Annotated in this window: 11 protein-coding genes; 10 read left to right on the top strand and 1 reads right to left on the bottom strand. The window is 69.9% G+C overall.

The features are described from left to right. Positions 1-38: 38 nt before the first annotated feature. The 7 genes from ABZ297_RS02095 (at position 39) to trxA (ending at position 8,400) form a co-directional block, all read left to right on the top strand. Positions 39-2,189 (top strand): DUF6049 family protein, encoded by a 2,151-nt coding sequence (locus ABZ297_RS02095; protein WP_355337917.1) that lies wholly within the window; start codon positions 39-41, stop codon positions 2,187-2,189. Continuing rightward, the gene (gene murJ / locus ABZ297_RS02100; RefSeq protein WP_355337920.1) at positions 2,186-3,799 is read left to right on the top strand and encodes a murein biosynthesis integral membrane protein MurJ; all 1,614 of its coding nucleotides are present in this window, start codon (positions 2,186-2,188) and stop codon (positions 3,797-3,799) included. The genes ABZ297_RS02095 and murJ overlap by 4 nt, the downstream gene beginning before the upstream one ends. Before the next feature lie 166 nt (positions 3,800-3,965). Beyond that, entirely contained in the window at positions 3,966-5,471 is a 1,506-nt protein-coding gene (locus ABZ297_RS02105; RefSeq protein WP_355337923.1) for a protein kinase family protein, read from the top strand. A gap of 15 nt (positions 5,472-5,486) precedes the next feature. Further along, on the top strand, positions 5,487-6,122 hold the full coding sequence (gene sigM / locus ABZ297_RS02110; protein ID WP_355337926.1) for an RNA polymerase sigma factor SigM: 636 nt from the start codon (positions 5,487-5,489) through the stop codon (positions 6,120-6,122). After that, entirely contained in the window at positions 6,112-6,999 is an 888-nt protein-coding gene (locus ABZ297_RS02115; RefSeq protein WP_355337929.1) for a zf-HC2 domain-containing protein, read from the top strand. Before sigM ends, ABZ297_RS02115 begins: the two co-directional genes overlap by 11 nt. Positions 7,000-7,142: 143 nt before the next feature. Then, on the top strand, positions 7,143-8,075 hold the full coding sequence (gene trxB / locus ABZ297_RS02120) for a thioredoxin-disulfide reductase (protein ID WP_355338111.1): 933 nt from the start codon (positions 7,143-7,145) through the stop codon (positions 8,073-8,075). 10 nt (positions 8,076-8,085) lie between these two features. Then, positions 8,086-8,400, top strand: a complete 315-nt coding sequence (trxA, locus tag ABZ297_RS02125) for a thioredoxin (protein WP_355337932.1) — start codon at positions 8,086-8,088, stop codon at positions 8,398-8,400. Between the two features lie 66 nt (positions 8,401-8,466). Here trxA and ABZ297_RS02130 read toward each other — a convergent pair whose 3' ends face one another. After that, positions 8,467-9,084: a GNAT family N-acetyltransferase gene (locus ABZ297_RS02130; RefSeq protein ID WP_350813532.1), complete on the bottom strand. Its 618-nt coding sequence runs from the start codon at positions 9,082-9,084 to the stop codon at positions 8,467-8,469. 268 nt (positions 9,085-9,352) lie between these two features. Between ABZ297_RS02130 and ABZ297_RS02135 the strand changes: the two genes are divergently transcribed. The 3 genes from ABZ297_RS02135 to ABZ297_RS02145 all read left to right on the top strand — a co-directional run bounded on the left by ABZ297_RS02135 (position 9,353) and on the right by ABZ297_RS02145 (position 12,791). Next, entirely contained in the window at positions 9,353-10,585 is a 1,233-nt protein-coding gene (locus tag ABZ297_RS02135; RefSeq protein ID WP_355338113.1) for a PLP-dependent aminotransferase family protein, read from the top strand. A 196-nt stretch (positions 10,586-10,781) separates the two neighbouring features. Beyond that, on the top strand, positions 10,782-11,735 hold the full coding sequence (locus tag ABZ297_RS02140; RefSeq protein ID WP_355337935.1) for a D-alanine--D-alanine ligase: 954 nt from the start codon (positions 10,782-10,784) through the stop codon (positions 11,733-11,735). A gap of 9 nt (positions 11,736-11,744) precedes the next feature. Continuing rightward, on the top strand, positions 11,745-12,791 hold the full coding sequence (locus ABZ297_RS02145; RefSeq protein ID WP_355337938.1) for an aminotransferase class I/II-fold pyridoxal phosphate-dependent enzyme: 1,047 nt from the start codon (positions 11,745-11,747) through the stop codon (positions 12,789-12,791). The last annotated feature ends 209 nt before the right edge of the window (positions 12,792-13,000 follow it).

Raw genomic sequence — 13,000 nt, forward strand, 5'->3', positions numbered from 1 at the left:
ATGGCGGGCGTGCGTCGTTCTCCTGCTCGGGCTGACGCGTGATCCGTAAGGCCACGCTGCTCGCCGTCCTCTCCGCCACGTTGCTCGCGCCCATGGTCGCGACGACGCCGGGTGCGGCTGCCGCGAAGACGAGCGCCAGGCAGGCGATCAGCCTGTCCATCTCGTCCATCACGCCCGATGTGCCCACACAGCAGGCCCAGGAGATCACGATCTCCGGCACGGTCCGTAACGAGAGCGGCACGCCCCTGCCCAACCTGTGGGTGAGGGTCCGCTACTCCACGCAACGTTTCACCGACCGCGCCAACCTGAGCGCCTACCAGAGCGACCAGAACCAGGCGACCCTGCCGCCCACGCCTTCGACCAGAACGCCGCAGTCGAGCCTGCGGATCCAGTCCCTCGACACGAACGGCTCCGCGACGTTCTCGCTGAAGGTGACGCCCGCGCAGTTCGCGCTGCCCGGGTTCGGTGTGTACCCGCTCGCCGTCGAGGTGGTCCAGAACGGCTATGCGCCGCTGGCCGTGCAGCGCACCTACCTGACGTACGCGCCCCCGACGCCGCAGAAGCTGCCGCGCAACAAGCTGGCCGTCGCGCTGCCCCTCATCGACCAGCCGCACCAGGTCGCGCTGCCGGTCGACCCCCGGGCGAAGCCGACCGGCGCCATCTTCGTCGACGACAAGCTCAGCGCCGCGCTGGCGGGCAAGGGCCGCCTCGCCGACCTGGCCCGCGTCGCCAAGTCAGCGCCGAAGACGGTCACCTGGTTCGCCGACCCCGCGTTGTTCGCCGACGTCGAGGCCCTCACCAAGGGCCACACGATCCAGACCAAGGACAAGCAGGAGGGCAGGCCCGCCGACGCCAACGCCGCCGCGTGGCTGGCCGACATCCGCCAGTCCCTCGCGAACGTGCCGGTGGTGGCCACCCCGTACGCCGACCCCGACGTGACCGCGCTCGCCCACCAGGGCCTCGACACGCAGACCGGCCGGGCGATGGAGCTGGGCGCGCAGGAGGCCCGGCGGCTGATCAAGCCCGACGTGCAGACGTCCACGAACTGGCCGGCGGCGGGCGTGCTCGACGCCGACGCGCTCGACCTGCTCGCCGTCGGCAAGCCCAAGGTCGCCAAGACCGACCGGGTCCTGCTGAACTCCGCCAACCTGCCGACGCAGACGCCCGTCACGTTCACCCCCGACGCCGCCACCACGCTCGACAGCGTCAACGGCCCCGTCACGGCCCTCGTCGCCGACACCGAGCTGAGCAAGCTGTTCGAGCCCGTCCCCGGTGTCCCCGGGTCGGCGGTGCTCAGCAAGCAGCGCTTCATCGCCGAGACCGCGCTGATCGCGTCCGAGCCGGGCCAGACGACGCCCAGGCAGCTCGTGGTGGCCCCGTCGCGCCGCTGGGACCCGAACCCGCAGCTGGTCAAGACCCTGCTCGACACCGCGGACCGGCTGCCCTGGCTGACGCTGACCCCGCTCAGCTCCCTCAAGGCCACCAAGACCTCGACACCGCGGGCGCCCCTCACCTACACCGAGGAGAACCGCAAGGACGAGCTCGGCGCGAAGTACCTCGGCCGGGTCAAGGAGGTCGCCGCGAAGGCGCACGCCACCGCCTCGATCACCGGCCAGCAGGAGTCCGACTTCGACGCCTCCGTGCTCAGGCTCGCCTCGTCGGGCTGGCGCAACACCACCCGCACCGGACGTGCCGCGACCAAGCTGGTCAACGAGGCCGTCGACAAGCGGATAGACGGCATCTCGATCGCCGGCGCCGACCCCGACCAGCCGCGCACCCTGGCCGGGCGCGACGGCGTGGTGCCCATCAGCGTGAAGAACACGCTCGACGACCCGGTCTACGTGTTCATCGACGTGAAGTCCGACAACCCCGAGCTGCTGCACGTCAAGTTCGACCAGACGGAACCGCAGAAGATCCTCAGCCAGCAGAGCGCCACCGTCCAGGTCGAGATGACCGCGTTGACCAGCGGCGACGCGACGGTGACCGTCCAGCTGAGCACCGTCGACCACAAACCGTACGGCGAACCCCGCAAGCTCACGATCCGCAGCACCGGCTACACCGGCGTCGCCCTGGTCATCGTCGGAGGCGCGCTGACGGTCATGCTCGCCGCGGTCGTGACCCGGGTGCTCCGGCGCAGATCGCAGCGACGGCTGGCGCGGGCCAAGTCCCGAGAGAGTGAGACCGTATGAGCCGCATGATGCGGGCCAGCGCCATCATGGCGGCGGGCACCCTGGTGTCCAGGGCCACCGGCTTCGTGCGGACGATGGTGCTCGCGTACGCCATCGGCACCATGGCCATGGGCGACGCGTACAACGCCGCCTACGCGATCCCGTACAGCATCCTCGACCTGCTGCTGCTCGGCGTGCTCAGCAGCGTGGTGGTGCCGATGATCGTGCGGGCGCAGCAGAGCGACCCCGACGGCGGGCGCTCCTACGAGCAGCGGCTGATGACGCTGGCCACGGTCGTGCTGGTGGCCGTGGCCGCCCTCGCCGTGCTGGCCGCGCCGCTGCTCATCGACCTGTACACCACCGACTGGGCACCCGGCAGCCGCAAGTTCGAGGTCGCGGTGATGCTGGCCAGGTTCATCCTGCCGCAGCTCGCCTTCTTCGGCGTCGGCGCGGTGGCCGGGGCGATACTCAACACCCGCGACCGGTTCGCGGCACCCATGTGGGCGCCCGTCCTCAACAACCTGGTCGTCATCGTCGTGATGCTGTTCTACGTGGTGGTCGCGGGTGACGCGCGCAGCGACATCTCCCGCATCACCGACGGCGACCTGGCCCTGCTCGGCCTCGGCACCACGGCGGGCATCGTGGCGCAGGCGGTGGTGCTCATCGTCGCGCTCAAGCGGATCGGCTTCTCCTTCGTCCCCCGCTTCGACGTGCGCAACGCGCGGCTCGGCGAGATGGGCAGGGCCGGGGTCTGGACCATCGGCTACGTGGTGATCACCCAGCTCGGCTTCATGCTCACCACGAACCTGTCGAGCGCGGCCGGAGCGGCGGTCTCCGGCCACGGCATCACCCCGTACACGCTGGCCTTCCAGCTCTTCCAGCTCCCCTACGGCGTCATCGGCGTCTCGGTGATCACCGCGATGCTGCCCCGGATGAGCCGCGCGGTGGGCGAGGGCCGGCTCGACGACGTGCGGGCGGAGTTCGGGTCGAGCGTGCGGCTGATCAGCGCGGTGATGGTGCCGGTGTCGCTGATGCTGATGGTGCTCGGCCCGGCCATCACCGTGCCGCTCTACCACCACGGCGTCGTCCCCTTCGAGGCCGCCGTCTACATCGGCAACGTCCTGCAGGTGTATGGCCTCGCGCTGGTGCCGTTCTCGATCTTCCAGCTCCTGCTGCGCGTCTTCTACAGCTTCGGCGACACCCGCACCCCCGTGTACGTGGGCGCCGGAACCACCGCCGTCAACGCGCTGCTCATGTACGCCTTCTACGTGCTGCTGCCGTACGAGTACACGGTCATGGGCCTGGCCTTCGCGTACGCGATCTCGTACGCGCTGGGGGCGGCGGTCGCCTGGGTGGTGGCCAGCCGGCGGGTCCACGGCCTGGGGGGCTGGACCATCGGCATGTCCATGACCAGGATGTACCTGGCGGCGCTGCCCACGGCCGTGGTGGCGCTGGCCGCCGTCTGGGGCGTCCAGCAGCTGCTCGGTGGGCTGACCTTCGTCAACTCGCTGATCACTCTGGCCGTCGGCGGGGGGCTGGGCGGGCTGCTGTATCTCGGTGTGGCCCACCGGATGCGCATCCCGGAGGTGAACTCGATCGTTGGGATGGTTGCGAGGCGGGTAGGCCGGTAAAGAACACGGGCGGAACCACCCCGCCACTAGCATGGTGCCCGACACGCGCGAATGGAAGCAGGAGGGGCGTGGGCGGATCCACGCGGCATAACACGCCTTCGTGGGGCACTCCCACGCAGGTGAGACGAGTCATGAGCACGCCCGATCGGCCGAGCGGAGTGAGCCAGTGAGCACGTCGGCGGTCGAACCTGGCACCCGCCTCGCCGAGCGCTTCCGGCTGGAAGATCGGGTGAGCGAGTCTGACGGCGCCACGTTGTGGAAGGCCATCGACGAGATCCTCGCCCGGCCCGTCGCCGTGCACACCTTCGGTCCGGACTTCCCGCGCGTCCACGAGGTCGTCACCGCCGCCCGCGCCGCCAGCCGGCTCACCGACCCGCGGCTGACGCAGGTCTTCGACGCCGCCGAGGACGACGACCACTCCTACGTGGTGAGCGAGTGGGTCACCGGCGACACGCTGACCGACCTGCTCGCCGCCGGCCCGATGGAGCCCGAGCGCGCGGCCGGGCTGGTCGCCGAGGCGGCCGAGGCCCTCGCGCACGCGGCCGAGTCGAACCTCTACCACCTGTGCCTGCGCCCCGCCCACCTGGTCTGGACGACCGGCAACACGGTGAAGGTGCTCGGCGTGGCGGTCGACGCCGCGCTGTCCGGGCTCACCACCGACCAACCGGACCTGGAGGACGCCGAGGGGCTCGGCCGCCTGCTCTACGCGGGCCTGACCGGCCACTGGCCCGGCGACGAGGAAGAGGGCGGGCTGCCCGCCGCACCGACGATCGACGGGCATTTCTGCACGCCGCGCCAGGTGACCGCGGGCGTGCCCGGCTACTTGGAGACGGTCACGGTCCGGGCCTGCCTGCCTGAGTCCCGCAAGGGGCAGGGCGCGCTGTCGAGCGCGGCCGAGGTGGCCGAGTCGCTCGCCGACGTGGCCAGGCCGATGCCCATCCCGATCGCGTACCCGTCCGCGCCGGCGGTGACGCCCTCGGTCTCGCACGCCGAGGGGCCCGACACCGAGCAGCGTCCCGCACGGCCGATCCAGTCTCTGACGGTGCAGCAGCCGCGGCCGAGCAGCGGCACGCTGAACCGGGTGCTGATGACGGTGGTCGTGCTGCTCGTCATCGCCGCCGTCGGCGTCGGCGCCTGGACGGTCGGCCGCAGCCTCGGCAATCCGGGCACGCCTGAGCAGGCGTCGTCCTCTCCCAAGCCCTCGACCTCGGCCCCGGTGGCGGTTCAGGTCGTGAAGCCGTCCAAGGCGACCGGGTTCGACCCGCTCGGCGACGGCAAGGAGAAGCCCGAGATGGCGCCGCTGGCGATCGACGGGCAGCCGAGCACGCTGTGGAAGACGGAGGCGTACACCAGCGCCGAGCTGGGCAATCTGAAGCCCGGTGTCGGTCTGCTGCTCGACATGGGCAAGTCCGTCCAGGTGAGTGATGTGGTGGCGACGCTGGCGCAGGCGCCGGGCGCGAACGTGGAGCTGAAGGTCGGCGACAAGCCCGAGCTCGGCTCGCTGAAGACGGTCGCCCGCCAGAAGGACGCGGCAGGCAAGGTCACCTTTACCCCGGATCAACCCGCAACCGGTCAGTACGTTTTGATCTGGTTTACGCGTCTTCCGGCAGATGCTGGCGGGTTTCATGGCACCATCTATGAGGTAGTGGTGCATTCCCCAGGATCGGCATAATCAGGAAACTCTCTTGTGAACTCCCCACCCGATACTCCCTCAGAAGCGGAACGGCCCGCGGTCAGCGACGCCGAACTGCTGGCTGCGCACATCAACGGGGACCCACGCGCCTTCAGCGAAATCGTCAAAAGGCACCGTGACCGCATGTGGGCGGTCGCTCTGCGCACGCTGGGCGACCCCGACGAGGCGGCCGACGCCGTGCAGGACGCCTTCGTGTCCGCGTACCGCAAGGCCGGCACCTTCCGCGGCGAGGCCGCCGTCACCACCTGGCTCCACCGCATCGTCGTCAACGCCTGCCTCGACCGGATGCGCAGGAAGTCCGTCAGGCCGGTCGCCGACGACGAGCTCATCGAGGCCGCCGAGCGAGAGACCCCGCTGCCCGACCAGACGGGCGAGCGCGAGGTCTCGATGGAGGTTTCGGCCGCGCTGAAACTGCTGCCCACCGATCAGCGAGCGGCTCTCGTCCTCGTCGACATGATGGGCTACTCGGTCGAAGACGCAGCTCAGGTGCTCCAAGTGCCCAGCGGGACGGTGAAAAGCCGGTGTGCGCGGGGGCGCGCGAAACTTGCCCCAATTCTTTCGCATCTACGGAACCGATCAGACCTCAGTCGCGTCTCATCCGCGAAGGGAGCAGAACTTCGTGACGGGTGAAACGCACTACGATCTGGAGATCCTGGCCGAGCTGGCCGAAGGTCTCCTGGACGCTGGCACGGCCCGCCAGGTCCGCGAGCATCTCGCGGTATGTGACCCCTGTGGGGAGCTTCTGGCCGACCTGGCAGCGGTTCGCGAGGTGCTCGCGGCGACCTCCACACCGGCCATGCCGATGGGGGTCGCACTGCGCATCGACAAGGCACTTGCCGCCGAGAGCGAGTCTCGGCGCGGAGGTGTCGGCCTCGTGGAAACACCCGACTGGGATGAGCTCATGCGGGACTCCCCGTGGGAGCGGCAGCCAGTCGAGGTCCCCGAGCCGGTACGCCTCGGGGTGGTGTCCGACGACGGCACGGTCGTCCCGGCCCGGCGGCGTCCCGCGCGGCAGCGCAGGTGGGCGATGCCCGCCGCGGCTGCGGCGGCGGTCGCGGCGGTGGCCGTGGTCGGCACGGCGGCCCTCTCGACCGGCCTGCTCGCCGGCGGTGGCAGCGACGGCGCGGGCGCCCAGCGGGTCGCCCAACCCGCGGCGCCGAGCAAGGCGCAGACCAAGAAGGAGGTTCCGGCCAGGCCGTACGCGTTGACCGACAGCGGTCACAACTACAGCAACCAGGAGCTGCGCCAGCCTCTGGCGGGCTTCCTCGCGCCCGCGCCTGCGATGGCGGGCGGCTCGCCGGACGTCGACCAGGTCGCCAAGTGCGTCACCCGCGTCGCCGACCGGTCCAAGCTGAAGACGTTCGCCGTCGACCAGGGCCAGTACAACGGCCAGGAGGCCATCATCGTGACCTCCTGGAAGGACACGCAGGCCAAGAAACTCCGCATCGACGTCGTGGACCCCTTCAACTGCAAGAACCTGCGCAGGCCCGCGTTGGGCCGCTGGTAGCTCCACGCGAAAACCGCACGTCAGAGCCCGCTTCGGCGGGCTCTTTCGGTTTCCTGGGGCGCTGTGGGTGAAGGCCGGGAATCAGGGCGGCCTAGGATCTGTTGAGGCGACAGGCAACAGCAGACGAGGAAGGCGTGAGCGCGTTGAGCGACGTCCGTAACGTGATCATCATCGGGTCCGGCCCCGCTGGGTACACCGCGGCCGTCTACTCCGCGCGCGCCGAACTCAAGCCGCTGATCTTCGAGGGGTCCGTCACCGCCGGTGGCGCGCTGATGAACACCACCGACGTGGAGAACTTCCCGGGGTTCCCCGACGGCATCATGGGCCCCGACCTGATGGACAACCTGCGCAAGCAGGCGGAGCGGTTCGGCGCGGAGCTGGTGGCCGACGACGTGATCGAGGTCGACCTGGAGGCCAACCCCAAGGTCGTCAAGACGCACAGCGGCACCTACTACGCGAAGTCCGTCATCCTGGCGATGGGCTCCGGCTACCGCGAGCTCGGCCTGGAGAACGAGAAGCGGCTGTCCGGCCACGGCGTGTCCTGGTGTGCCACCTGCGACGGGTTCTTCTTCCGCAACAAGGACATCGTGGTCGTGGGCGGTGGCGACACCGCGATGGAGGAGGCCACCTTCCTGACCCGCTTCGGCCGCATGGTCACCGTCGTGCACCGGCGTGACCAGCTGCGCGCCAGCAAGATCATGCAGGAGCGGGCGTTCGCGAACGAGAAGATCCGCTTCGTCTGGGACTCCGAGGTCGTCGACGTCCTGGGCGAGAAGAAGGTCGAGGCCGTCAAGCTGCGCAACGTCAAGACCGGCGAGGAGTGCGAGCTGGCCGCCGACGCGCTGTTCCTGGCGATCGGCCACGACCCGCGCACCGATCTGGTCAAGGGCCAGATCGACCTCGACGACGAGGGCTACATCAAGGTGGCGGCGCCGACCACCGCCACCAACATCGACGGCGTGTTCGCCGCTGGTGACGTCGTCGACCACACCTACCGCCAGGCCATCACCGCGGCCGGCACCGGCTGCGCGGCGTCGCTCGACTCCGAGCGCTGGCTCGCCAACAACGAGAAGTAAGGAGCTCACCGTGAAGGCAGTAACCGACGCCACGTTCGAGGCCGAGGTCCTCAAGAGCGACAAGCCCGTGCTGGTCGACTTCTGGGCCGAGTGGTGCGGCCCGTGCCGTCAGGTGGCTCCGATCCTGGAGGAGATCGCCAACGAGCACGGCGACAAGCTGGAGATCGTCAAGCTCAACATCGACGAGAACCCGAACGTCCCGCGTGACTACGGCGTGCTCCAGATCCCGACGATGAACGTCTACAAGGGCGGAGAGGTCGTGAAGCAGATCATCGGCGCCAAGCCGAAGGCCATGCTGCTGCGCGAGCTCGACGGCATCATCTAGCCCGTCCTCGTCCGAGAGCCCCTCGCGCTTCGCGGGGGGCTCTTCGCGTACGGCCCTCAAAGGCGGCTAGACGGGCCGAAGGGCCCTTTCCGGGCTCATGGAGCCGAGCAGCCGTTCCAAGGCCACCTCGACGTCCTCACGCCACGAGATGGCGGTCTTCAGCTCCAGCCGCAGGCGCGGGAAGCGCAGGTGCGGCCGGACCGTCTTGAAGCCGACCGAAAGCAGGTATTCGGCCGGGACGACGCAACTCGGCTCCTCCCACTTCAGGTCGCCGAACGCCTCGATGGCCTTCACCCCGCGCCGCGTCAGATCCTTGGCCACGCCCTGGATGAGCATCCGGCCCAGGCCGCCACCCGAGAACTCGGGGATGATGTGCGCGGTCATCAGCAGGACCGCGTCGGCGCTCACCGGCGAGGTGGGGAAGGCCACCGAGCGGGGCGAGTAGAGGGGCGGGCTGTAGATGACGAATCCGGCGGGCACCCCGTCGACATAGGCGATCTTTCCGCAGCTGCCCCATTCGAGCAGCGTGCCGGAGAGCCAGGCCTCCTTCTCCAGCCCGGGGTCACCCGACACGACGGCCCGCTCCCCGCTGACAGGGTCGAGCTCCCAGAACACGCACCGCCGGCAGCGGCGAGGCAGATCGTCCAGGTTGTCCAGGGTGATGTTGACCAGCCGACGCGACAACTACGGCCCCAATCGTTGAACCGGAAAAGCGCGCGAAAACCGCGTCCGTTGCTGGCATCGTAGCTCAGTGATGACGCAGCCAGCGGGCACCACGACGGACGTGCCCTCTCACAGGCGACATGTCGGACTGGCGTAATCTGGTATTTCGGCTCATATGACATCTAGGAGGTGGACCGTGACAGAAGAGCTCGATCACGGTCAAACGCCCGCGCCCCAGGGGTCGCGCATCGATGCCTACGTCGACCGGTACGCCGCCCGAGCTACCGGGATGGTCGCCTCCGAGGTCCGAGCTCTCTTCGCCGTCGCGTCGAGACCCGAGGTGGTCTCGCTCGCCGGCGGCATGCCGTACGTCACGGCCCTCCCCCTCGACATGGTCGGCGAGCTGGTCTCCGACCTGGTGACCAGGCGCGGCCCGGTCGCGTTGCAGTACGGCTCCGGCCAGGGCGACCCGCACCTGCGCCAGCAGATCTGCGACGTCATGCAGTTGGAGGGGATCGAGGCCGGGGCCGACGACGTGGTCGTCACGGTGGGCTCGCAGCAGGCTCTCGACCTGGTCACCCGCATCTTCATCGACCCGGGCGACGTGGTGCTCGCCGAGGGTCCCTCGTACGTCGGCGCCCTGGGCACGTTCGCCGCTTACCAGGCCAAAGTGGTGCATATTGCCATGGACGATCAGGGCATCGTGCCCGAATCGCTGGCACAGACCATCTACGCCCTGGAGACCGCCGGAGCGCCGATCAAGTTCCTCTACACGATCCCGACCTTCCACAACCCGGCCGGAGTCACGCTGAACCTGCCGCGGCGGCAGCAGGTGCTCGACATCTGCCAGCGGGCCGGAATCCTCATCATCGAGGACAACCCGTACGGGCTGCTCGGGTTCGACGCCGAGCCGATGCGCGCGCTCCGGGCCGACAACCCCGACGGAGTGGTCTATCTCGGGTCGTTCTCCAAGACGCTCGCCCCCGGGTTCCGGGTCGGCTGGGCGCTCGCACCGCACGCCATCCGCGACAAGCTCGTGCTCGCCATGGAGTCGGCCGTGCTGTCGCACTCGTCGTTCACCCAGCTCGCCGTCGGGCAGTACCTGGCGACGCAGCCGTGGCGCGAGCAGATCAAGTCCTTCAAGGAGCTCTACCGCGAGCGCCGCGACGCCCTCCTCGAAGCCCTGGACGCGCTCATGCCCCCGGAGGTCACCTGGACCAAACCCGCGGGCGGCTTCTTCGTCTGGGTCACGCTGCCCGAGGGGCTCGACTCGAAGGCGATCCTGCCGCGCGCCGTGGCCGAACGGGTCGCGTTCGTACCGGGCACCGGCTTCTTCTCCGACGGCAGCGGCTCACGTCAGATGCGGCTGTCGTTCTGCTTCCCCGAGCCCGACCGCATCCGCGAAGGCGTACGACGGCTCGCCGGAGTGATCGAGCAGGAGATGCAGCTCCGCGACACGTTCGGCACCGCCTCGGCCCGCGGTCACAACGGCATCGACACCCCGGGCCCGGACCTGGCCTGACCTCCGCCCACCGGCCGGCCCCCCTCGGGATGCCGGCCGGTTCCGGCATCGGTACGGTGGGACGACCATCGCGGGGGCTCGCTCCCCGCGCGGACACCCCCGTCCCCGACACCGGTACGGTTGGACGGCCGCAGGGCGGCCACTCCGCCCCAGCGCCGGTACGGTGGTGCGGCGTGCCATCAGCGGAGGAGTTGTGATGAGCGATCTGGGCCACGTGCTCGTGCTGGCCGGTGGCCTCTCGTACGAGCGGGAGGTGTCCCTGCGCTCAGGCCGCCGGGTGAGCGAGGTGCTGCGCGCGGCCGGCGTCGACGTCGAGGCGCGCGACACCGACGCCTCGCTCGTCCCCTCGATTCTCGCCGACCCGCCCGAGGCGGTCTTCGTGACGCTCCACGGCGGCGCGGGCGAGGACGGCGCGATCCGTTCCGTGCTGGAGCTGCTCAACGTTCCGTACGTCGGCGCCGACCCTGACGCCTGCCGGGTCGCGTTCGACAAGCCCACCGCCAAAGCGGTCGTCCGCGGCGTCGGGCTGCGCACTCCCGAGTCGGTCACGCTGCCCAAGGAGACCTTCCACGACCTGGGCGCCACGGTCGTCCTCGGCCGCATCGTGGAGCACCTCGGCCTCCCCCTCTTCGTCAAGCCCTCCCGTGGCGGCTCCGCGCTGGGCGCGTCCATCGTGCGCACCGCCGAAGAGCTGCCCGCCGCCATGGTCGGCTGCTTCGCCTACGGCGACACCGCGCTCATCGAGCGGTACGTCGAAGGCGTCGAGGTCTCCGTCTCCGTGGTGGACCTCGGCGACGGCCCGGCGGCGCTCCCGGCCGTCGAGATCGTCCCCGACGAAGGCGTCTACGACTACGCCGCGCGCTACACCGCCGGGCACACCGAGTTCTTCGCCCCCGCCCGCCTCTCCCCCCAGGCTGCGGCCGCCTGCGCGGAGATGGCGGTCACCGCGCACACCGCGCTCGGCCTGCGCGACATCTCCCGCACCGACCTCATCGTCGACGCGTCAGACCAGCCGCACTTCCTGGAGGTGAACGTGGCGCCCGGCATGACCGAGACCTCGCTCCTCCCGATGGCGGTCGAGGCCGCCGGGCGCGACCTCGGCGACCTCTGCCGCGTCCTCCTTCAGAACGCCGCCGCCCGGGGTAAGTAGCCTGGCGGGGTGCTGATCGATCCCAACTATCCCAAGAGCTTCGCCAGCGACAACCACGCGGGCGTCCACCCGGCCGTCATGGAGGCCATGACGGCCGCCAACCAAGGAGACGCCCCCGCCTACGGTGACGACCGCTGGACGTCCACCTTCTCAAACCAGATCAAGGACGTGTTCGGCCCCGCGGCGGAGGGCTTCGCGGTGCTGAACGGGGCAGGCGCCAACATGGTCGGGCTGGCCCTCACGCTCGGCCGCTACGACGCCGTCATCTGCCCCGACACCGCGCACATCGCCACCCACGAGACGGGCGCGGCGGAACGGCTGCTCGGAGTCAAACTCCTCACCGTCCCGACGCAGGACGGCAAGCTCCGCCCTGAGGACGTCACCAGCCGCCTGCACGTCCTCGGCCGGCACCACGAGCCGCAGCCCACCGTCGTCTCCATCTCCCAGGTCACGGAGCTCGGCACCTGCTACACCCCGGCCGAGATCGCCGCCCTGGCCGAGATCGCGCACGCGTCCGGCCTACGCCTCCACGTCGACGGCGCCAGGCTCGCCAACGCCGCCGCGCACCTCGACTGCTCCCTCGCCGCCATCACCACGGACGCGGGAGTCGACGTGTTCAGCTTCGGCGGCACCAAGAACGGGGCGCTCGCGGCGGAGGCGGTGGTGGTCCTCGACCCGTCGCTGCCGACCGCCGTTCCCTTCCTGCGGCGCCAGTCGCTCCAACTCGCCTCGAAGATGCGCTTCATCTCCGCGCAACTCTCCGCTCTCCTCACGGACGACCTCTGGCTCCAGAACGCCAGACACGCCAACGCCATGGCCCAACGCCTGGCGACCGGTTTGGCCGACATCCCGGACGTGCGCCTGGCGTACCCGGTGGAGTCCAACGCCGTCTTCGCCACCCTCCCGCCGGAAGCCACGCGCACGCTCCTGTCGCGCTACCTCTTCCACCCCTGGGACGAGTCCACCGGCACGGTCCGCTGGATGACCGCCTTCGACACCACGGAGACTCACATCGACGACTTCCTCGCGGACATCCGCGCCTCAACGACTTCCTGACAACCCCCATGTGGAGCGTCCAGCGACAGCTGTCGGACGCGGCGAGCGAGCAGCGGAGACGCCCCTCGCGGGAGAGCTCACGGTAGAGAAAGCTCGCCGCGACTGAGAGCTAGCACGACGGCTAGTGCGGCGGCCGGAAGGGCTCATCGGGATTCACTCGCGTGTGGATGCCAGCTCGGCCTTCCGTGCCGCCCCGGCAAAGACTTACG

The organism is Nonomuraea sp. NPDC005983, assembly GCF_040614375.1.
Taxonomy (GTDB): domain Bacteria; phylum Actinomycetota; class Actinomycetes; order Streptosporangiales; family Streptosporangiaceae; genus Nonomuraea.

Coding starts and splice junctions, on each gene's coding strand:
- ABZ297_RS02135 (WP_355338113.1), top strand. CDS start 9,353: ATGGTCGCCTCCGAGGTCCGAGCTCTCTTCGCCGTCGCGTCGAGACCC.
- ABZ297_RS02140 (WP_355337935.1), top strand. CDS start 10,782: ATGAGCGATCTGGGCCACGTGCTCGTGCTGGCCGGTGGCCTCTCGTAC.
- murJ (WP_355337920.1), top strand. CDS start 2,186: ATGAGCCGCATGATGCGGGCCAGCGCCATCATGGCGGCGGGCACCCTG.